At 68.5% G+C, this 20,209-nt stretch carries 24 protein-coding genes; 15 read left to right on the forward strand and 9 right to left on the reverse strand.

From position 1 onward, the window contains the following. Nucleotides 1-3 precede the first annotated feature (3 nt). Nucleotides 4-777, forward strand: coding sequence for an imidazole glycerol phosphate synthase subunit HisF (gene hisF / locus F5X71_RS11935; RefSeq protein WP_167461999.1), 774 nt, complete (start codon nucleotides 4-6; stop codon nucleotides 775-777). Between the two features lie 324 nt (nucleotides 778-1,101). Here the strand turns inward: hisF and F5X71_RS11940 are convergent, their stop codons facing one another. Both F5X71_RS11940 and F5X71_RS11945 read right to left on the reverse strand, forming a co-directional pair. Then, nucleotides 1,102-1,422, reverse strand: coding sequence for a DMT family transporter (locus F5X71_RS11940; protein WP_167462000.1), 321 nt, complete (start codon nucleotides 1,420-1,422; stop codon nucleotides 1,102-1,104). 37 nt (nucleotides 1,423-1,459) lie between these two features. Further along, entirely contained in the window at nucleotides 1,460-1,810 is a 351-nt protein-coding gene (locus tag F5X71_RS11945; protein WP_167462001.1) for a DMT family transporter, read from the reverse strand. 74 nt (nucleotides 1,811-1,884) lie between these two features. On the opposite strand from F5X71_RS11945, the gene F5X71_RS11950 reads away from it, so the two are divergent. Together F5X71_RS11950 and hisI are read left to right on the forward strand one after the other, a co-directional pair. Further along, entirely contained in the window at nucleotides 1,885-2,301 is a 417-nt protein-coding gene (locus tag F5X71_RS11950) for a MarR family winged helix-turn-helix transcriptional regulator (protein WP_203218287.1), read from the forward strand. 20 nt (nucleotides 2,302-2,321) lie between these two features. Further along, nucleotides 2,322-2,669 carry a phosphoribosyl-AMP cyclohydrolase gene (gene hisI / locus F5X71_RS11955; RefSeq protein ID WP_167462002.1) on the forward strand — a complete coding sequence of 116 codons (348 nt, stop codon included), beginning with the start codon at nucleotides 2,322-2,324 and terminating at the stop codon, nucleotides 2,667-2,669. Nucleotides 2,670-2,676: 7 nt separating this feature from the next. Here the strand turns inward: hisI and F5X71_RS11960 are convergent, their stop codons facing one another. From F5X71_RS11960 to F5X71_RS11975, 4 genes are all read right to left on the reverse strand, one after another. After that, on the reverse strand, nucleotides 2,677-3,114 hold the full coding sequence (locus F5X71_RS11960) for a MarR family winged helix-turn-helix transcriptional regulator (protein WP_238815853.1): 438 nt from the start codon (nucleotides 3,112-3,114) through the stop codon (nucleotides 2,677-2,679). Between the two features lie 202 nt (nucleotides 3,115-3,316). After that, the gene (locus F5X71_RS11965; RefSeq protein WP_167462003.1) at nucleotides 3,317-3,898 is read right to left on the reverse strand and encodes a permease; all 582 of its coding nucleotides are present in this window, start codon (nucleotides 3,896-3,898) and stop codon (nucleotides 3,317-3,319) included. A gap of 88 nt (nucleotides 3,899-3,986) precedes the next feature. Continuing rightward, nucleotides 3,987-4,448 (reverse strand): peroxiredoxin, encoded by a 462-nt coding sequence (locus F5X71_RS11970; RefSeq protein ID WP_167462004.1) that lies wholly within the window; start codon nucleotides 4,446-4,448, stop codon nucleotides 3,987-3,989. Between the two features lie 161 nt (nucleotides 4,449-4,609). Further along, nucleotides 4,610-4,909, reverse strand: a complete 300-nt coding sequence (locus F5X71_RS11975) for a hypothetical protein (protein ID WP_167462005.1) — start codon at nucleotides 4,907-4,909, stop codon at nucleotides 4,610-4,612. A gap of 174 nt (nucleotides 4,910-5,083) precedes the next feature. Here F5X71_RS11975 and F5X71_RS11980 point away from each other — a divergent pair, with 174 nt between their 5' ends. The 11 genes from F5X71_RS11980 to F5X71_RS12030 all read left to right on the forward strand — a co-directional run bounded on the left by F5X71_RS11980 (nucleotide 5,084) and on the right by F5X71_RS12030 (nucleotide 17,242). After that, a complete protein-coding gene (locus tag F5X71_RS11980; protein ID WP_167462006.1) occupies nucleotides 5,084-6,643 on the forward strand; it encodes an anthranilate synthase component I in 1,560 nt (519 codons plus the stop codon). Nucleotides 6,644-6,716: 73 nt separating this feature from the next. Then, nucleotides 6,717-7,616, forward strand: a complete 900-nt coding sequence (locus F5X71_RS11985) for a TIGR02234 family membrane protein (protein WP_342803767.1) — start codon at nucleotides 6,717-6,719, stop codon at nucleotides 7,614-7,616. Nucleotides 7,617-7,799: 183 nt separating this feature from the next. After that, on the forward strand, nucleotides 7,800-8,618 hold the full coding sequence (trpC, locus tag F5X71_RS11990) for an indole-3-glycerol phosphate synthase TrpC (protein WP_167462007.1): 819 nt from the start codon (nucleotides 7,800-7,802) through the stop codon (nucleotides 8,616-8,618). Continuing rightward, nucleotides 8,615-9,877 (forward strand): tryptophan synthase subunit beta, encoded by a 1,263-nt coding sequence (gene trpB, locus F5X71_RS11995; RefSeq protein WP_167462008.1) that lies wholly within the window; start codon nucleotides 8,615-8,617, stop codon nucleotides 9,875-9,877. The genes trpC and trpB overlap by 4 nt, the downstream gene beginning before the upstream one ends. Next, nucleotides 9,874-10,674, forward strand: a complete 801-nt coding sequence (gene trpA / locus F5X71_RS12000) for a tryptophan synthase subunit alpha (protein ID WP_167462009.1) — start codon at nucleotides 9,874-9,876, stop codon at nucleotides 10,672-10,674. The genes trpB and trpA overlap by 4 nt, the downstream gene beginning before the upstream one ends. A gap of 187 nt (nucleotides 10,675-10,861) precedes the next feature. After that, nucleotides 10,862-12,211: a prolipoprotein diacylglyceryl transferase gene (gene lgt / locus F5X71_RS12005; protein ID WP_167462010.1), complete on the forward strand. Its 1,350-nt coding sequence runs from the start codon at nucleotides 10,862-10,864 to the stop codon at nucleotides 12,209-12,211. Nucleotides 12,212-12,457: 246 nt separating this feature from the next. Then, nucleotides 12,458-12,982, forward strand: a complete 525-nt coding sequence (locus F5X71_RS12010; protein WP_167462011.1) for a TM2 domain-containing protein — start codon at nucleotides 12,458-12,460, stop codon at nucleotides 12,980-12,982. 220 nt (nucleotides 12,983-13,202) lie between these two features. Further along, on the forward strand, nucleotides 13,203-13,931 hold the full coding sequence (locus F5X71_RS12015; protein ID WP_167466411.1) for an amino acid ABC transporter substrate-binding protein: 729 nt from the start codon (nucleotides 13,203-13,205) through the stop codon (nucleotides 13,929-13,931). Between the two features lie 12 nt (nucleotides 13,932-13,943). Beyond that, nucleotides 13,944-14,612: an amino acid ABC transporter permease gene (locus tag F5X71_RS12020; protein ID WP_167462012.1), complete on the forward strand. Its 669-nt coding sequence runs from the start codon at nucleotides 13,944-13,946 to the stop codon at nucleotides 14,610-14,612. Nucleotides 14,613-14,899: 287 nt separating this feature from the next. Next, nucleotides 14,900-16,318 carry a pyruvate kinase gene (gene pyk, locus F5X71_RS12025; protein WP_174817047.1) on the forward strand — a complete coding sequence of 473 codons (1,419 nt, stop codon included), beginning with the start codon at nucleotides 14,900-14,902 and terminating at the stop codon, nucleotides 16,316-16,318. Nucleotides 16,319-16,321: 3 nt separating this feature from the next. Continuing rightward, the gene (locus F5X71_RS12030) at nucleotides 16,322-17,242 is read left to right on the forward strand and encodes an acyl-CoA thioesterase (protein ID WP_167462013.1); all 921 of its coding nucleotides are present in this window, start codon (nucleotides 16,322-16,324) and stop codon (nucleotides 17,240-17,242) included. Between the two features lie 63 nt (nucleotides 17,243-17,305). On the opposite strand, the gene F5X71_RS12035 is transcribed toward F5X71_RS12030, so the two are convergent. The 3 genes from F5X71_RS12035 to F5X71_RS12045 all read right to left on the reverse strand — a co-directional run bounded on the left by F5X71_RS12035 (nucleotide 17,306) and on the right by F5X71_RS12045 (nucleotide 19,219). After that, nucleotides 17,306-17,674 carry a hypothetical protein gene (locus tag F5X71_RS12035; RefSeq protein ID WP_238815854.1) on the reverse strand — a complete coding sequence of 123 codons (369 nt, stop codon included), beginning with the start codon at nucleotides 17,672-17,674 and terminating at the stop codon, nucleotides 17,306-17,308. 175 nt (nucleotides 17,675-17,849) lie between these two features. After that, on the reverse strand, nucleotides 17,850-18,467 hold the full coding sequence (locus F5X71_RS12040) for a low molecular weight phosphatase family protein (protein ID WP_167462015.1): 618 nt from the start codon (nucleotides 18,465-18,467) through the stop codon (nucleotides 17,850-17,852). 239 nt (nucleotides 18,468-18,706) lie between these two features. Further along, nucleotides 18,707-19,219 carry a monooxygenase family protein gene (locus tag F5X71_RS12045; protein WP_167462016.1) on the reverse strand — a complete coding sequence of 171 codons (513 nt, stop codon included), beginning with the start codon at nucleotides 19,217-19,219 and terminating at the stop codon, nucleotides 18,707-18,709. A gap of 164 nt (nucleotides 19,220-19,383) precedes the next feature. On the opposite strand from F5X71_RS12045, the gene F5X71_RS12050 reads away from it, so the two are divergent. Further along, nucleotides 19,384-20,040, forward strand: a complete 657-nt coding sequence (locus F5X71_RS12050; protein WP_167462017.1) for a hypothetical protein — start codon at nucleotides 19,384-19,386, stop codon at nucleotides 20,038-20,040. Nucleotides 20,041-20,209 lie beyond the last annotated feature (169 nt).

Below are 20,209 nucleotides of genomic sequence, written 5' to 3' on the forward strand. Positions count from 1 at the left end.
GCAATGACGTTGGCGGTACGCGTGATTCCGTGTCTGGATGTCGACGCGGGCCGGGTGGTCAAGGGCGTGAACTTCGAAAACCTGCGTGACGCCGGCGATCCCGTCGAGTTGGCCGCGACCTATGACGCGCAGGGCGCCGACGAGCTCACTTTTCTCGACGTCACCGCCTCGACCGGCGATCGCGGCACCATGATCGACGTGGTGACCCGCACCGCGGAGCAGATCTTCATCCCGCTCACCGTCGGCGGCGGGGTGCGCACCGTCGAGGACGTGGACCGGCTGCTGCGCGCGGGCGCGGACAAGGTGTCGGTGAACACCGCGGCCATCGCGCGACCCGAGGTGCTGCGCGAGATGTCGGAGCGCTTCGGCTCGCAGTGCATCGTGCTGTCCGTCGACGCCCGCACGGTGCCCGATGGCCAGCCGGCGACGGCGTCGGGCTGGGAGGTCACCACCCACGGCGGTAAGCGTGGCACCGGTATCGACGCGGTCGAATGGGCCACCCGCGGCGCCGAATTGGGCGTCGGGGAGATTCTGCTGAACTCGATGGACGCCGACGGCACCAAGGCCGGTTTCGATCTCGCGATGATCCGGGCCGTGCGGGCCGCCGTCAGCGTGCCGGTGATCGCGTCCGGCGGTGCGGGCGCCGTGGCGCACTTCGCCCCCGCGGTCCAGGCCGGTGCGGACGCGGTCCTGGCGGCCAGCGTGTTCCACTTCGGCGAACTCACCATCGGCCAGGTCAAGGATTCGATGCGCGCCGCGGACATCGTCGTCCGCTAGCCGCCCCGTTGTCGCCTCGCACGAGGTAGTTCTACAACGACATTCCGTCCTATCGCCGCTCGATCGAGCTCTCCGGGGCCGCACGCGCGGCGGATCTGGTCGCCCTCGGTGACGAGGACGCGATCGCGGCCCGCGTCGCCGAGTACTTCGACGCCGGCGCTACGGAGGTCGTGTTCTCCCAAACCGATCTCGGCACACCGGAAGACGAGCAGCGCACCTGGCGGTTGCTGGGGGAGCTGAACCGAGCACGCCCGCGCTGAAACGGTTTACGCCCCAACGCACACGACCCGCTCAGCCGGTGGCCGAGCGGGTCGTTGTGTGGGTTCAGGCTCCAGCGGCCACCTTGAGCAGCACCGCGCCCGCGATGATCGCCGCGAAGGACACGACCTTGGGCAGGGTGATCTTCTCGTGGTAGACGAGCGCGCCGAGGATGACGGTGCCGACCGCGCCTACGCCGGTCCAGATGGTGTATCCCACACCGACATCCAGCGTGCGCAGCGCCAGGCTCAGCGTGAAGATGCCGCCCGCCGCGGCGAGCACGGTGAAGACCGATGGCCACAGCTTGGTGAAGCCGTTGGTCGCGTTGGTGCCGAGTGCGAACGCGATCTCGAAGATGATGGCGATGCCGAGGAAGATCCAGGCCATGACGAAAACTCCTGTGCTGGTAGTGAAATAGGGGAGATCAGGCGGCGACGGGGCGGGCCGAGCGGGCGGTGACGGTGTCGGCGAGTTTCAGGCCGAGTACCCCGCCGATGATCAAGACGAAGGCGAGCACCTTCCAGGCGTTCAGGGCCTCGTCGAAGATCACCGTGCCGAGGCTGACCGTGCCGACCGAGCCGATGCCGGTCCAGACGGTGTAACCCACCCCGACGTCGAGGGTGCGCAGCGCGAGGCTGAGGAAGAAGATCCCGCCAGCGGCGGCCGCCGCGGTGAGCAGGGACGGACCGAGCACGGTGAATCCGTCGGTGGCATTGGTCGCCAGCGCGAACACCACTTCGAACACCGCCGCGATCAGCAGGTAGATCCAGGCCATCGGAAACAGCTCCTTTAGTTGTATGTACGTGCAACTTTCTTGCGTGAGGAGAAGTATGCATGTACAAATAAGTTGTGTCAAATACTCTGCGGGACGAGGAGATGTGGGGTCGGCTCTCGGCCCTGTATGCCCAGGTGGAAGGCCGATTGGCGACGGCGGTGCAGCGCGGGCACGGGCTCGGGCTCTCAGAGTTTCGCGCCCTCGGGTTCCTGAGCGAGGCCGAGGACGGGGAACTGCGCATGCAGGATCTGGCGAACCGGCTCGGGCTCAACCAGAGCTCGGTGACGCGGTTGGTCGGGCGGCTCGACGCGGCGGGTCTGGCCTATCGCGACCTCTGTCCGGACGATCGGCGCGGCGTCTACACGGTGATCACCGACGAGGGGCGGGCGCGGCACGAGGCCGCGCGCGGCACCTATCGGGACACCCTTTCCGCGGCGTTGGACGACGCGGGCGATGACACCGTGGCCGCCCTGCGCCGGGCCCAGGTCTGAGTCCTGTTATAAACGGACACATGAGTCTCGATCCCTCCATCGCCGCCCGGCTCAAGCGCAACGACGCCGGCCTGGTGTCCGCCGTCGCCCAGGAGCGCGGCACCGGCGCGGTGTTGATGGTCGCGTGGATGGACGACGAGGCGCTGGCCCGGACCCTGGAAACCCGCAAGGCCACGTACTTCTCGCGTTCGCGGCAGCAGTACTGGGTCAAGGGGGAGACCTCGGGTCACACGCAGTATGTGCACGAGGTCCGGCTGGACTGTGACGGGGACACGGTCCTGCTGGTCGTCGACCAGGAAGGCGCGGCGTGTCACACCGGCACGCACACCTGTTTCGATACGGACGTGTTGCTCGCCGATCCGGCCTAGGTTCTGGCTAGGCCTGATCCGTGGCGCGCTCGGCGCCGGTGTCCGGGCGGCTGAGCGCGTCGGTCAGGTGCTCGGCGAGCAGGTCGCTGAGTTCGGCGAGCTGGGCGGTCTGTTCCGGTGTCAAACCGTCGAAAACCATGTGCCGCACCGCATCCAGGTAACCGGGGGCCGCCTCGACCACCTTGTGATAGCCGTCGTCGGTGAGTACCGCCTGGACGCCACGCCGCCCGGCGGTAGCCGAACGTTGCGCCCAGCCCATCCGCTCCAGCTTCGACACCACATGCGACAGCCGTGATAGCGATGCATTTGCCTTGTGTGCGAGGTCACTCATCTGCAGTCGATGTCCCGGTTCCTCGGACAGTAGCGTCAAAACCCAATACTCGAAATGGGTGACCCCGGATTCCCGTTGCAGCTGTGTATCCAAAGCGCCTGGTAGGCGCGTCATGAGCGCAACAACCGCGCGCCAAGCTCGTTGTTCTACGGGGTCTAACCACTTCGTCACTGGTGTGCCTTCTTTCAAGCCAAGTGACGTGGTTTTGTTAGTAAGCCTAGCGATTATTGAAAAGCGTGTTCACAGTCACCCGCGACTTCGAGTTTGCCACGACTTCGCTCGACCGTCATGAAGTTGGCAGGTGAGGTGAGTTCACTCACAGCTCGCCGGGGCCGGTCATGGGTTTCGCCGCATCGGCGGGCGGGCTCGATTGTGCATGTGCACGCTTCGGGTGACGCCTGCGCCACCAGCGGGTGACGGTCAGGCCAACCACCGCGAGCCACAGCACCGCGGCCGCGATCGCGCCGACCAGCGCGGCGCCGCGGAACGCGGGCGCGTCCACGTCCAGGATTCGTTGCCCGGCGTGCGCGGCGTTGCTGCCGCCGAGCACGATGGTCAGCGTCATCAGGTTGGGGATCGCGACCAGCGCGGCGAGCACCACGGCCACCCCGGCCAGGAAACGGCCTGCCCGTCGTCGCCACACCCGCACCGCGAACAGCAGCAGAAGCAGCGGGACGAAGGTGCAGATGACGCCGTAGACCAGACCCCAGCCGATGCCCTTGGCGAAGCTGCCGTTCACCATCTCCGCGATCCGCTGCGCCCACCAGCGCGGAATGAACGCGGAGAGGATGAAGTAGGCGACGACCAGCAGTGCGAGCAGGGCCAGCCCGCCGATGATCCACGTCCGCCACGCGGGCCCGCCCGACTTCTGCTCCAGCTGTCCCTCGGTCGCAGTCATGCCCCCAGGGTAAGCCGGGTCAGCGGCGGAAACGGGCTGATCTATCCGGCGTTTCGGTACGTCCGTGCCGAGACCGCGCGGTACCGGACTACTTCGCGCGCTCGCGCAGGAACTTCAGCGCCTCGTCGGCGTGCACGTTGGCTCGCAACTCGCCGGTGATGATCTTGCCGATGGTGCGGTCCTGATCGATCACGAATGTCTGGCGCTTGACCGGCGCGAGCTTGCCGAGCAGGCCGCGCTTCACGCCGAACTGCGCGGCGACCACGCCGTCGGGATCGGAGAGCAGGGGATAGCCGAGCCGCTGCTTGTCGGCGAACCCGGCCTGCGTCTGTACCGCGTCTGCGCTGATGCCGGCGCAGGAGGCGCCGAGCGCGGCGAAATCGGCGGCCACGTCACGGAAGTGGCAGGCCTCGGCCGTGCAGACCGGAGTATTGGCGGCGGGATAGAAGAACAGGACCAGTGGGCCGTTCGCGAGCAACGCGTCGAGCGAACGGGGCGTGCCGGACTGATCGGGAAGCTCGAACTGCGGAGCGAGCTGACCTGTGCGCATAAAAGAGACAGTACTGCGCCGGTGTCGCGTGGGCGTGGGGGCGCGGGCGCCCAAGGTGTCTCGCGTTCCGGCTGCCGTGCTTGGGTGCGACAGCGGGAACGCGAGACGGGTCGTGCACGGTGCGCGCCGGGCTCGCGTCCGCGGTGCGTTCCGATGGGAAGTCAGACGCCGATGAGCGCGGCGACTTCCGGGTTCTTGACCTGCATGACGTCGAGGATGCCGTGGGCGCGCAGGAACGGCTTGAGCTCCTTGATCCGGTCGGCGTGCATGGCGTACTCGTCCGGAAAGTGATTCCGGTCGAGCGATTCGAGCGCCTTCGCGTAGGTGACGAAGGTGGCTAGCGCGCTCTGCGCGCCTGCCGCCTGGGCGGCTTTGTTCGACTGCAGTCCGACCATCCGTGGGGGCTGGTTAGGCGCACCACCCGGTGCGGCGTGCCTGCCCTCCGGTTGCGAGGGGTACATCGGTTGACTCCTCTCGATATGGATACCGCGTGCGAGATGGAACGGAGCGAGTGTAGAGACGTCGATCACAGCCCTGTGCGCGGCATCGGAACCGGACGGTTGCTTTTGTGGTGGAAGTGAACAGAGTCAGGGTGCGCGCGAAAAGGCGCTGGAGGTACCTGGGATGATGGCCCCATGCACGGCGCGTCGACTCCAACCACCACGACCCGCGAACAGTTCCACCAGCTGGCCGCGGAGCATCGAGTGGTACCGGTGACCCGAAAGGTGTTGGCGGACTCCGAAACTCCGCTCTCCGCGTACCGCAAGCTGGCCGGCGACCGGGCGGGAACCTTCCTGTTCGAGTCGGCGGAGAACGGGCGATCGTGGTCGCGCTGGTCGTTCATCGGCGCGGGCAGCCCCTCGGCGCTGACCGTGGTCGACGGCGAGGCGGCGTGGCTCGGCGCCATCCCGGTCGACGCGCCCTCCGGCGGTGACCCGCTGGTGGCCCTGCGCGAGACGCTACAGCTGCTGCGCACCGAGCGGCTGCCCGGCCTGCCGCCGCTGACCAGCGGGATGGTCGGCTACCTCGGCTACGACGCGGTCCGGCGCATCGAACGGCTGCCGAACCTGGCGCTCGACGATCTGCGGCTGCCGGAGATGGTGCTGCTGCTGGCCACCGACCTGGCCGCGTTCGACCATCACGAGGGCGCGATCACGCTGATCACCAACGCGGTCAACTGGAACGGCACCGCCGAACGGGTCGACGAGGCCTACGACGAGGCGCTGGCCCGGCTGGACCGGATGACCGAGGCGCTCGCGGCCCCCGCGCCCTCCACGGTCTCGGTCTTCGATCAGCCCGACCCGCAGTACCGGCGCAAGCGCACCACCGACGAATTCGGCGCGGGGGTGCGTCGCCTGGTCAAGGAGATCGAGGCGGGCGAGGCGTTCCAGGTGGTGCTGTCGCAGCGCTTCGAGATGGACTACGACGGCGCCCCGCTGGATCTGTACCGGATGCTGCGTGCGTCGAACCCGAGCCCGTACATGTACCTGCTGCACATCCCCGACGGTGACGGCGGCACCGCGTTCTCCATCGTCGGCTCCAGCCCCGAATCGCTGGTGACGGTGAAGGACGGGGTGGCGACGACCCATCCGATCGCGGGCACCCGCTGGCGCGGCGCCACCGAAGAGGACGACTTGCTGCTGGAGAAGGGTCTGCTCGCCGACGAGAAAGAGAATGCCGAGCACCTGATGCTCGTCGACCTCGGCCGCAACGATCTCGGGCGGGTCTGTCAGCCGGGCACGGTGCGGGTCACCGAGTACCGCCACATCGAGCGCTACAGCCATGTGATGCACCTGGTTTCTACGGTGTCGGGCCGGCTGGCCGCGGGCAAGAACGCGCTCGACGCCGTGCGCGCCTGCTTCCCCGCGGGCACGCTGTCGGGCGCGCCGAAGGTGCGCGCGATGGAACTCATCGAGGAGCTCGAGCCCACCCGCCGCGGCGTCTACGGCGGCGTCGTCGGCTATCTCGACTTCGCGGGCGACGCCGACACCGCGATCGCGATTCGCACGGCGCTGCTGAAGGACGGAACCGCCTACGTGCAGGCGGGCGCGGGCGTGGTCGCCGACTCCGATCCCGAGTACGAAGACGTCGAGGCCCGCAACAAGGCCATGGCGGTGCTGCGCGCGATCGCCGCCGCGAAGACGGTGCGCGCGTTCGGCGCCGAGCCGGACGCGACGAACGGCGACACCGCATGAGCGAGCGAAGAGAGCGAATCATGCAACAGTGTGTCTCGCGCATGCCTGTGGCGAGCGTCAACGAGGCACAGGCATGAGTGAACCCGACCCGTCCCCGGCCGAAGGCGAGCGAGGCCCGGCTGGAGGCGAGCGCACTTCAGCCGAAGGCGTATCGAGCCCCGCGGAAGCCGCATCGAGCCCGGCCGAAGGCGCACGGCCGCCGGCCGATGGCGAACGGATTCCAGTCGAGGGCGAACCGAGCTCGACCGACGAAAGTCAGCACGCCGCAGGGGCGTCCGAGCCGGGACGCAAGTATCCGATCGTCCCGCTGGTGCTGCTCGCCCTGGCCGCCGCGGCGCTCTGGGGCGCCTCGCGACTGACCTGGGTGACGGTCACCTCGACCGACGGACTCACCGAGCCGCGCACCGACCGGCTCAACGGCGGCGTCTGGTTCGGTGCGCTCACCCCGCTGGCCCTGATGCTGCTGGCCTCGATCGCGGCGGTGCTGGCCACCCGCGGCTGGCTGCGCCGGTTGCTCGGGGTGCTCATCGCGCTGGTGGCCGCGGTCGCCGCGGTGCCCGCCTTCGCGCTGCTCACCAGCTCGGGCCAGATCGCCGAGCGGGCCGCGAAACTGGCCGAGCTGCCCGCCCGCGCAACGGTGGACCAGGCGAGCACCGCGCCGCTGCCCGCCGTACTCGCCCTGCTCGGCGCGCTGGCGGCGTTCGGGGCGGGCGCGCTGCTCACCCGGATGCCACAGGACACCGCGCGACTGTCCGGCAAGTACGACAATCCGGTGTTCCGGCGCGCGGCGGCCACCGAACAGGTCACCCAGCGGCGTGCGGCGCAGGCGGGTGCGCCGAATTCCGGCCAGCTCTCCGAGCGGGTGCTGTGGGATGCCCTGGACGCGGGCACCGACCCGACCGAGGACGCCGTGACCTCGGACGGGCAACCCGGCGACACCGGCACGGGTGAGGCGGGCGGTCGTGCCCGCTGAGATATCCGCGGCCGACGGCTGTGGCGGGCCCCACCTTGCGGGTGGATTGGTTGCCTGGTCCACAACGAGACCCGCCGGAAACGCGGCCGGTACGTCCATTTATTCTTTGTCAGCATCGGTGAGACAGCGCCTGGGGGGATTCTCAGGTAGCAAGTCCGTCTCCCCAGAAAGGATTCGAGCCAGATGACGGTACTCGACTCGATTCTCGACGGGGTCCGCGCGGATGTGGCCGCTCGGGAAGCCCTCCTCGACTTCCAGGCGATCAAGGCGGCCGCGGCGGCGGCGGCGAGCCCGCTCGACGCACGCGCGGCCCTGCTCGAAGACGGCATCGGCGTCATCGCCGAGGTGAAGCGGGCCAGCCCCTCCAAAGGCGAGCTCGCCGACATCCCGGACCCCGCGAGCCTGGCCAAGGCCTACGAGGACGGGGGCGCGCGGGTGATCAGCGTGCTCACCGAGGGCCGCCGCTTCCACGGGTCGCTCGACGACCTCGACGCGGTCCGCGCCACGGTGAACATCCCGATCCTGCGCAAGGACTTCGTCGTCGGCCCGTACCAGATCCACGAGGCCAGGGCGCACGGCGCCGACGTGATCCTGCTGATCGTCGCGGCGCTGGCGCAGGACGTGCTCTCCTCGCTGATCGACCGCACCGAATCGCTCGGCATGACCGCGCTCGTCGAGGTGCACACCGAGGAAGAGGCCGACCGCGCGCTCGAGGCGGGCGCGTCGGTGATCGGCGTGAACGCGCGCAACCTGAAGACGCTCGAGGTCGACCGCGACGTGTTCGCGCGGATCGCGCCCGGCCTGCCCACCGACGTCATCCGGATCGCCGAGTCCGGCATCCGCGGCACCGCCGACCTGCTGGCCTACGCCGGTGCGGGCGCGGACGCCGTGCTCGTCGGCGAGGGCCTGGTGACCAGTGGTGACCCGCGCGCCGCGGTGTCCGAGCTGGTGACCGCCGGTACCCACCCGTCCTGCCCGAAGCCCGCGCGGCGGGGCCGGTGACGACGGTGAGCGGTCTACCCGCGGCCAGCGCAGGCGTCGCCCACCGCAGCGCGCACGAGCCCGACGCGGGCGGCCATTTCGGCGTCTACGGTGGCAGGCACGTGCCGGAGGCGTTGATGGCCGTCATCGAAGAGGTCACCGCGACCTACGAGAAGTCCCGGCTGGATTCGGAGTTCCTCAACGAGCTCGACCGGCTGCAGCGTGACTACACCGGGCGGCCGTCGCCGGTGTTCGAGTGCACCCGCCTCGCCGAGCACGCGGGCGGCGCCCGCATCCTGCTCAAGCGCGAAGACCTGAACCACACCGGTTCGCACAAGATCAACAATGTGCTCGGTCAGGCGCTGCTCGCCAAGCGGATGGGCAAGACCCGCGTGATCGCGGAGACCGGCGCGGGCCAGCACGGTGTCGCGACGGCGACCGCGTGCGCGCTGCTCGGCCTGGACTGCGTGATCTACATGGGCGCCGTCGACACCGCGCGGCAGGCGCTCAACGTGGCGCGCATGCGCCTGCTCGGCGCCGAGGTGATCTCGGTGACCACCGGCTCGCAGACGCTCAAGGACGCCATCAACGAGGCGCTGCGCGACTGGGTGAGCAACGCCGACGACACCTACTACTGCTTCGGCACCGCCGCGGGCCCGCACCCGTTCCCGATGCTGGTGCGCGACTTCCAGCGCGTCATCGGTCTGGAGGCCAGGGCGCAGGTGCAGGAGTCGACGGGCGCGCTGCCCGACGCGGTGGTCGCGTGTGTCGGCGGCGGTTCCAACGCCATCGGCATCTTCCACGCGTTCATCGACGACGCCGACGTCCGGCTCGTGGGTTACGAGGCGGCCGGCGACGGCGTCGAAACCGGAAGGCACGCCGCCACATTCACCGGTGGCACGCCCGGCGCGTTCCAGGGCGCCTACTCGTACCTGCTGCAGGACGAGGACGGTCAGACCATCGAGTCGCACTCCATCTCGGCTGGTCTGGACTACCCCGGCGTCGGTCCCGAGCACGCCTACCTCAAGGACCTCGGCCGCGCCGAGTACCGCCCGGTCACCGACACCGAGGCGATGGACGCGCTGCTGCTGCTCAGCCGCACCGAGGGCATCATCCCGGCGATCGAATCCGCGCACGCGGTGGCGGGCGCGCTGAAGCTGGGCAAGGAACTCGGCCCCGGCTCGGTCATCCTGGTCAACCTCTCCGGGCGCGGTGACAAGGACATGGACACCGCGGCGCGCTGGTTCGGGCTGTTGGATGAAGGGGCTACGCAGTCATGAGCCAGCAATCTCGCCTTGCGAACACCTTCGCCGCCGCGCGCGGCGAAGGCCGGGCCGCGCTGATCGGTTACCTGCCCGCAGGCTACCCCGATCTGGCCGGTTCCATCGAGGTGTGCCGCACCATGGTCGAATCCGGTTGCGACATCGTCGAAGTCGGCGTCGCCTACTCCGATCCGGTGATGGACGGCCCGACCATCCAGGCCGCGGCCGATCAGGCGCTGCGCGGTGGCGTGCGGGTGCGCGACGTGTTCACCGTCGTCGAGGCGATCACCGCCGCGGGCGGCCAGGCCGTGGTCATGAGCTACTGGAATCCGGTGCTGAAGTATGGCGTCGACCGTTTCGCGCGCGATCTCGCGGCCGCGGGCGGGGCCGGAATCATCACGCCCAACCTGATTCCCGAGGAGGCCGACGACTGGTTCGTCGCCTCGTCCACGCACAACCTGGACCGCATCTTCCTGGTCGCGCCGTCCTCCACCGAGGAACGTCTGGTGAAGACCCTGGAGGCCTCGCGCGGGTTCGTCTACGCGGCGTCGACCATGGGTGTCACCGGCGCGCGGGACGTGGTCTCCTCGGCCGCGCCCGCCCTGTGCGCGCGGATCAGGACGCACTCCGACATCCCGATCGGCGTCGGTCTCGGCGTGCGCTCGGGCGCGCAGGCGGCCGAGATCGCTTCCTACGCGGACGGGGTCATCGTGGGTTCGGCGCTGGTGAGCGCCGCGGGCGAGAGCCTGGACGCGGTGCGCGCGCTGACGGCTGAACTGGCCGAGGGCGTGCGCTCGGCGACCGTCGCTTCCTGACGGTTCGCGCGGCGCGTGCCGCGCGTGTTCGGTGCTCCCGCGCGGGAATTCGCCGGTGGTTCAGTGCGCGTCAGCATGAGTTGCGCGCGGCTCGAGCCATGCGTCGGGGTCGGCGGCGGGCGGATCCCCAGTGGGGCATCGGTGCGGTGGTTCCAGCGCGTTGCGCGTTCTCCGCTACGGTGACCCCGTGACCTTACGAGTCCTGGCGTACATTCCCAGCCCCCCGCAGGGCGTGTGGCACATCGGTCCCTTCCCGCTGCGGGCCTACGCGCTGTGCATCATTCTCGGCATCATCGTCGCCATCTGGTGGGGCGAGCGCCGGTGGCGCGATCGTGGCGGACAGCCCGGCACGATCCTGGACGTCGCGATGTTCGCGGTGCCGTTCGGTCTGGTCGGTGGCAGGCTGTATCACGTCGCCACCGACTGGCAGAAGTATTTCGGCGCCGACGGCGACCCCATGGCCGCGCTGCAGATCTGGAACGGCGGCCTCGGCATCTGGGGCGCGGTGCTGCTCGGCGGCGTCGGCGCCTGGATCGGCTGCCGGGTGTATCGAATCCCGTTGCCCGCGTTGGGTGACGCGATCGCGCCGCCGATCCTGCTCGCCCAGGCCATCGGTCGCCTCGGCAACTACTTCAATCAGGAGTTGTACGGCCGCACCACCGAACTGCCGTGGGGCCTGGAGATCTACTTCCGCTACGACGACAACCTGAAGCCGGACGCGATGAACGGCGTCTCCAACGGCGTCGTCGACAAGGTCGTGCATCCGACCTTCCTGTACGAACTGCTCTGGAACGTGCTGATCGTCGTGCTGCTCGTGCAGCTGGACAAGCGTTATCGGATCGGGCACGGCCGCCTCTTCGCGCTCTACGTGGCCGGCTACAGCTTCGGACGCTTCTTCGTCGAGCTGATGCGCGACGACGAGGCGACCAAGATCGCGGGCATTCGGATCAACTCGTTCACCTCCGCGCTCGTATTCCTCGCGGCCATCGCCTATTTCGTGTTCGCGACCAAGGGCAGGGAGACGGCCGAGCAGCTGCAACCCGGGTCAGAGCCCCGGCCGTGGCCGTGGCAGCTCGGCGCGTTGCGGGCGGCGGGCGCGTCCGGCGCGGCAGCGGGTGCCGTTGCGCTGAGCAAGGATTCGGCAGACACGGAGGCGGCGGACGCCACCGGGTCGGGCGAGAGCGAAGCCGCGGCGGAGTCCGGCGGTGCGGCGGACGGGTCGACCGACGATGCCGCGGCGAAGGCGGAGGACGCGGCCGACACGGAAGCCGCCGCGGCAGCGGGCACTTCAGATGCCACAGGTAAGGCGGCCGCCGGAGCTACGTCCGCCGGTGAAGCGGCCGCCGCTTCGGACTCGACCGGTAACGCGGCCGACGGTGCCACCGGCAAAGCGGCCGATGCCGCGACAGCTGCCACCGGTAAAGCGGACGACGCCGCCTCGGATGCCGCCGAGGCGGACGGATCCGCCGACGCCGCTTCGGAATCCGGCGACAAGGCAGGCGCCCCGAAGGACGCCACCGACTCTGGCAAGTCCTGAACCGCACGGTGCCGCCGCACACCGCGGCGGCACCGCCACCGGTTTGCTCCGAATTCTCCACGGCGGATAACGGAACCACCGCGCGCGCGATAATTCGGGAGAATGCCCCGAGCGGTGAGGGGGCGACAAACTACGTCGGCCCGGCCAGAATGTCTCGTGATCGTCGCGAGCGGCTGCCCGCTCGGCGGATCGATCCAGGCCGGGGCCGATGAGGGAGCGTCCCGGACAACCGAGGAGGACATCTCAGTGACCGACCCCTACCAGCAGAACCCAGGTGCAGGCGGCCCGCAGTACGGCCCGCCCGGTACGGGTCCGGACCTGAACAAGCCCCAGGAGACGGCGGGCCAGCCGCAATACGCCCAGCCCGCCGACCAGTTCGCGCAGCCGCAATTCGGGCAGCCCGCCGACCCGTACGCCCAGCCGCAGTACGGTCAGCCCAGCCCGTACGGCCAGCAGCCGGGCGGCTACCCGCCGGTTGGCTACGGTCAGCCGCAGGGCTACAACCCGAACGATCCCGAGGCCCCTTACGGCCGTGATCAGTTCGGTGTGCCGTTCTCCGACAAGCAGAAGCTGATCGCGGGCTTACTCCAGATCTTCCTCGGCGCGTTCGGCGTCGGCCGCTTCTACACCGGCTACACCGGCATCGCCATCGCGCAGATCGCGGTCACGTGGCTGACCTGTGGTATCGGCGGCATCTGGCCGCTCGTCGACGGCATTCTGATGCTGGTTGGCAAGGTGCCCGACAGTGACGGTCGCCCGCTGCGCGAGTGAGTGCACGGACAGCGCAAGGGGCGGGTACCTCCGGGTGCCCGCCCTTCGCGGGTAACTGGTCGGATGATTCCGCGAGTACAACCGTTGGACTCACCATGATCGATATAGGGTTCTTCGCAGAAATACCGGCGTAGCCTTGGCCGGATTTGCGTGTTGTGTGTGGAGCGCTCCATACACCGAAGAGAGGGAACCCGTGCGTCGCAAGCTGTTCGCCGCCGCCATGCTCGCCATCGTCGCCGCCACCGGGCTCACTGCCTGCGGTAGCAGCAGCGATCCGAACGTGTTGAAGGTCGGCACCGAAGGCACGTACTCGCCGTTCAGCTTCCAGGGGGCCGACGGCAAGATCACCGGATACGACATCGAGGTGATCCAGGCCGTCGGCGACAAGCTCGGCAAGAAGGTCGAATTCGTGCAGACGCCGTGGGACGCGATCTTCGCAGGCCTCGAGTCCAAGCGTTTCGACCTCGTCGCCAACCAGGTGACGATCAACGACGAGCGTAAGAACAAGTACGCGCTGTCGAGCCCGTACACCACCTCCGACGGCGTGATCGTCACCCGCTCGGACAACAACGGCATCACCACACTGGCCGACCTGAAGGACAAGACCTGCGCGCAGTCGGCGACCAGCAACTGGGGCAAGGTCGCGGCGGGCGCGGGCGCGAAGGTCGAAGCGGTGGAAGGCTTCGTGCAGGCCATCCAGCTGCTGAAGAACGGCCGGGTCGACGCCACCGTCAACGACACCCTCGCCGTCGCCGAATACACCAAGAAGACCGGTGACACCGGCGTGAAGATCGCGGGCAAGACCGGCGAGACCAGCCAGCAGGCCTTCGCCGCCCGCAAGGACGACGCGCTGATCAACGATGTCGACAAGGCGCTCACCGAGCTGCGGGCCGACGGCACGCTGGCCAAGATCTCGGACAAGTACTTCGGCACCGACGTCAGCAAGTAGCCGACGCCGTTCATGGATGCCGCCACTCGGGAACTGATCTGGCACAACCTGTGGCCGATGCTGCAGGCCACGGTCAACAAGACGATTCCACTCACCGCGATCAGCTTCGTCATCGGTTTGGTGATCGCGCTGTTCGTGGCGCTGGCCCGGATGTCACCGGTGTGGCCGCTGTCCGCGGTCGCCCGGTTCTACATCTCGATCATCCGGGGCACGCCGCTGCTGGTGCAGCTGTTCATCGTGTTCTACGCGCTGCCGCAGTTCAACATCGTGATCGATCCGTTCCCGGCGGCGGTGATCGCGTTCAGCCTCAATGTCGGTGGCTACGCGGCCGAGATCGTCCGCGCGGCCATCCTCAGCGTGGCGAAGGGGCAGTGGGAGGCCTCGCAGGCGCTCGGCCTGCGCTACCCGCAGATGATGCGGTTGGTCATCTTGCCGCAGGCCTCGCGGATCGCGGTGCCGCCGCTGTCGAACACGTTGATCTCGTTGGTCAAGGACACCTCGCTGGCCTCGACCATCCTGGTCACCGAGCTGTTGCGGGTCGCGCAGCTGGCGGCGGCCCCGACCTTCGACTTCTTCGCCCTCTACGGCGTCGCGGCGGTCTACTACTGGGTCATCTGCCTGATCCTCGGCTTCGGCCAGACCAGACTGGAGACCCGGCTGGCCCGCCACGTCGCCACCTGAGCCCGCTGCTTCCGGCCCGCCGGACCGCGCGCCCGCCGCGTCGGTCCGGCCGGGATCGGCAGGAGTCGGGACGGTCCGCGGACACCGCGATTTCCCCCGATTCGGGGCCGCGAATTTCTACCAGCGAGTAACATTTTTCGGGCGCGTTTCAAATATGTACCGCTGGCCTGCGACGTTGCGCCATTCGTAACAGTTGTAGGTTTCACCAAGTCGCGATCGTTTTTTTCACCCAGCTTTCACCTGGGGCACAGCAGGCTATGGCTACCCGGCCGGACTAGGCTCTACCCGTGATGCGACGGACGAAGATTGTGTGCACGCTCGGCCCGGCTACTGCCACCGAGGAACGTATCCGCGAACTCGTCGAGAGCGGCATGGACGTGGCTCGGCTGAATTTCAGTCACGGCGAACACGCGGATCACGCCGAAAACTACAAGAAGGTGCGGCAGGCTTCCGATCACCTCGGCAGAGCGGTCGGCATTCTCGCCGACCTGCAGGGGCCGAAGATCCGCCTCGGCCGTTTCATAGAGGGCAAGACCGTCTGGGCGACGGGCGAAGAGGTCAGGATCACCGTCGACGACATCGACGGCACGCACGACCGGGTCTCCACCACCTACAAGGAACTCGCGAAGGACGCCAAGCCCGGTGACCGCCTGCTCGTCGACGACGGCAAGGTCGGACTCACCGTCATCGAGGTCGTCGGCAACGACGTGGTCTGCCGGGTGACCGAGGGCGGTCCGGTCTCGAACAACAAGGGCGTCTCGCTGCCCGGCATGGACGTCTCGGTGCCCGCGCTGTCCGAAAAGGACATCGAGGACCTGGAATTCGCGCTGAAGCTCGGCGTGGACTTCATCGCGCTCTCGTTCGTGCGGTCCCCGTCCGACGTCGAGCTGGTGCACGACGTGATGGACCGGGTCGGGCGCCGGGTGCCGGTGATCGGCAAGCTGGAGAAGCCCGAGGCCATCGACAACCTGGAAGCGATCGTGCTCGCGTTCGACGCGGTCATGGTCGCCCGCGGTGACCTGGGCGTCGAGCTCCCGCTGGAGCAAGTGCCGATCGTGCAGAAGCGGGCCATCCAGATGGCGCGCGAGAACGCGAAGCCGGTGATCGTGGCGACCCAGATGCTGGAGTCGATGATCGAGAACTCGCGCCCCACCCGGGCCGAGGCCTCCGACGTGGCCAACGCGGTGCTCGACGGCGCCGACGCGGTGATGCTCTCCGGCGAGACCTCGGTCGGCGCCTACCCGATCGAGACGGTGCGCACCATGGCGCGCATCGTGCACGCGGTGGAGACCGAGTCGACCAGGGTGCCCCCGCTGACCCACGTGCCGCGCACCAAGCGCGGTGTCATCTCCTACGCCGCCCGCGACATCGGCGAACGGCTCAACGCCAAGGCGCTGGTGGCGTTCACCCAGTCCGGCGACACCGTGCGCCGCCTGGCCCGGCTGCACACCCCACTGCCGCTGCTGGCGTTCACGCCGCTGCCGGAGGTGCGCAGCCAGCTCGCGCTGACCTGGGGCACGGAGACCTTCATCGTGCCGACCGTGGACAGCACCGACGCGATGATCCACCAGGTCGATGTAGCACTTCTCTCTATGGAGCGATACCAAAAAGGTGATCTGGTGGTAATCGTCGCGGGCTCCCCGCCCGGTACTGTCGGTTCCACTAATCTGATCCACGTACATCGCATCGGCGAGGAGGATCACTAGTCTATGAGCGGGTCTCTTGGTGGAACGGTGGTCGACACGTCGGCCGCCGGACGGTCTGATCTCGACGTTTTGCTCGGTCTGCTCGATCTGGAGCAGATGGACGAGGACGTGTTCGTCGGTCAGCACCCGGAGAAGGTGTGGAGCCGCACGTTCGGTGGCCAGCTGGTCGCGCAGGCGATCATCGCGGCGGGCCGCACGGTCGGCGACCGGCCCGTGCACGCGGTCAACGCGCACTTCGTGCGTGGCGGCGACACGAAGAAGCCGATCGAGTACCGAGTGGACCGGCACCGCGACGGCCGCGCGTTCGCCAACCGCACCGTCACCGCCTACCAGGACGACCAAGAGCTGTTCGTGATGCTCGCGGCGTTCCAGGATTGGAACAAGGGTCTCGAGCACGGGCATCCGCTGCCCGAGGTGCCCGACCCGGAGACCCTGCCCCGGGTCGAGGAGAGCTTCGAAGGCTTGGAAGACAAGCTGGAGATGTTCATCAAGGCGCCGCACCCGATCGATATGCGCTACACCAACGACCCGGCCTGGATTCTGAAGGGCACGGGGGAGCGGCTCAACCACAACCGCGTATGGATGCGCACCGACGGACGGCTGCCCGACGACCCGCTGTTGCATGTGGCGGCGCTGGGCTATTCCTCGGACACCACGGTGCTGGATTCGATCATCACCACCCACGGCCTGTCCTGGGGACTGGACCGGATCGTCGCGGCGACGGTGAATCATTCGATCTGGTTCCACCGGCCGTTCCGCTTCGATGAATGGGCGCTGTACGCCACCGAATCCCCGGTCGCCTCGGGGTCGCGCGGGCTGGCCACCGGCCGGTTCTTCTCGCGCAGCGGCGAGTTGCTCGCCACCACCGTGCAGGAGGGCCTGATCCGGCACTTCCCGGCGCGGTCCACCCGCGCCGCGGGCTGAACCTTCCGCTGTCCCGGCGACTCAGGTCGCCGGGCAGGCGGACGGGGAGTCGTTGGGCGGCAGTCAGATTCGTTCGCGCTCGGTGTCGAGATCGACGTCGGCGCGGGCCATGGCACGGATCGAGAACGGGATATCGGCACCGGCTACGCCGGAAATCCCTTGGCATAAGTGCAGTTCCAGCTGGGCCATATCGGCGTCGGTGAGTTCGGTGTCGGCGCCGACCAGGCTCAGTGCGATCTCGTAGGTGCCGCGTTCGGCCGGGTCGGCCTCGGGATGCGCCGCGCGCCATCGGGTTTCGAGTTCGGCGTGCGCCGGGTCGTCGGCGTCCACCGGCAGGGTGAAGCGCCAGGCGAATACGTCGCGGTCCTGCAGATGATCGTCGACCACCTCGCGCACGGTCTGGACGACGCGCTCGAGGGTTTCCGATGTCACATACACATTCAGAGAAAGATCCGAAATGCGATTCGGCATGTCTGATCCTGTCGTGTGTCGAACCAGCAACGGCGGAAGTTGTTGTCCGCGGGAGTGTAATCCCTCGCACCCGGAAATGGACATAGCAGCCCGGCATTGCTGTGTCGAACTGCGTTTATAGCCGAGGCGTACGCGGTTATCGGCGGTGTGCGGCGCGGAAAGAACCCAGCGGCGCGGATTCGCCGCCCGGCTCGATGATCAGGCCCGGCTCCGGGTCGCCGGCCCGGCGAGTGCCTTCGTGCGGTGCCAGCGCCAGCAGTAGCGGCACCAGCGCCTCGGCGATCCGGTCGCCCACCGCGCAGTAGGCCTGTTCGGACAGGCCGATCGGGTCGGTGATGTTCTCCCGGCCGACCAGTGCGAGATCGTCGCGCGCGTGGTGCAGTTCGGCGATCGAGCGCGCGCCGGTCACGTGCGCGATGCGGTGCGCCTCCAGCAGTGTGAAGGTGCGCGCCGCCACGCCGAACCCCATCTCGCTCACCTGGTCCCGGATCCGCTCGGTCATGGTGAGCACCAGATCGGCGTTGTCCACCAGCTCCGGCTTCAGCCGGCGCGCCTTGAACTCGCTCGCGTCCGCGCCGAGGCCCTCGATCGCCCGCGCGGCCAACGGCTCGACCGGAAAGCCCACCAGCGCACGGGTTCCCGCGCTCGCCGCGGTCAAATTCGGCAGCCCGTATTCGACCGCGAGAGCGCGGGTGACGCGCTCGGCAATCACCGAACGGCACACATTGCCGTTGCAGACGAACAGGACGTGCATGGGGATACGGTAAACGCTCGATATCGCCGTCGACGTTCGAAAACCGCCGAATTCGGGTACCTGGACGAGTGTTCATCTGCAGGTCGAGTGCCGTACACGGGCCGTCGTGGACAAAGTCGCGCGCCGTGCTGTGGATCGCATTCATCCGATGATCTCGGGCACTGCGTGGTCCGCACTTACCGCCCCTGTCGTTCCTCGAAAACAGGCGGTTGTGATTGCCTCGTGATCGGAGCGGACGATTACTCGAATTCGGTGCCGTAGAACGTCTTCTCGTCCACCACCGGCGCCAGCGAGTCCGGCTGGTCGTAGACCCGGCCGCGGGTACTGAACATCCGCCCGCGCGAATCGATCACCGGGGCGAACCGCGCCATCCCGGTCGGCCGGGCCATGTCGTCGTACATCGCGTCGATGCCGCCGCGCAGGAAGTACGCCTCGTGCCAGAAGCCCGTGCCGCCGGAGTCTCGCAGGAACCGGTGCCACCACTCGCGGTGCGGCTCGGAGCGGGTCCAGCGCTCCAGGCTCTCCAGGTCGCGCCAGTACTGGCGGGCGCCCCAGTGCGGCGGGAACAGCGACCAGATCACGTCCTCGTGCGAGAGCAATCCGTCCGGCCGATCCCGATGGGAGCGATACAGTTTCGGGCCCAGCCCGAGCAGGCGCAGCAGGCCGCGCGGTTTGTGTACCCGGATCCCCAGGTAGATGACCACCAGGTCCGGATAATCGTGCAGATCGACCGTTGTCCTGTGCACCCGCATCGCCACCTCCACTGACTCGGGCCCTGCCGCTGCCCTCTGCGGTGAATACGAGACGCGGGGCCGATCAGTTCAGATGAGCCGGTGGACGACCGGGTCCGCGCGACGCGGGCGTGGCGCGTCGGTGGTTCCGCGATTCTGTCGGTGCGCGGCGCTAATCTGCGGAGATGGCCACACCCGACGCGGCGCTGCGCCGCCTGCTGCGCGATACCGGAAAGCTCTTGCAGCCCTATGGGTTCGAGGGCGCCGAGCCCAGCTGGACCCGGGTCGAGGATGGCGGTGTCGCGGTGGTCGGCCGGACCAGGGCGATTCGCTCCTGGACCGACGGTCAGCAGGTGCTGCGCTTCGGGCTGTGCCTGCGCGCCACCCCGACCGCGTGGTGGGAGTTCGGTAATTGGCGTGCCGCGCAACTGGGCCGCGCGCCCAGTCCGATCGAGGCCGCCACCGGCCCCGATCTGCTCGCCGACGGCCTGCCGGAGGCCACGACCCAGCTGTGGTCCCTGCGCACGGAACCGGACCAGCCAGGCCAGGTCCAGAGTGGCGATGTCGAGCTCATCCGCGCCGAGCTACCCCGCCGCGTGCACGCCTACGCGCGCCGCGCCCGCCAACTGCTCGAGCCGGACCGCTACCTCGACGAACTGCTGGCACAGCCGGACCGGAACCGCGCCACCTGGGAGGCGATCTGTGTCCTGCTCGCCGAGCGTGGTCCCACTCCCGACCTCGACGATGCCCTCGCTCAACTACGCGCCCTCGCCACCCCGGACCACCCCACCCAAGCCGACGAGATCACCGCCTACGCCCAAGCCAGGGCCGCCGTGGGCTGAGCGCCGGCCCCGAGTGGTTGGCTCTGTGATTGCTGACCCGGCTGCGGGGCAGTGTACGGAGCAGTTCTATTCTTGGCAGAGTGCGGCATCGCTTGTCGAAGGCGTGTCGCGCGGCGGTGGGGCCCGCCGTACCCGAACCGCGGCGATGTTGCCGACAACGGTCCCTGCT

The organism is Nocardia brasiliensis (genome assembly GCF_011801125.1).
GTDB lineage: Bacteria > Actinomycetota > Actinomycetes > Mycobacteriales > Mycobacteriaceae > Nocardia > Nocardia brasiliensis_C.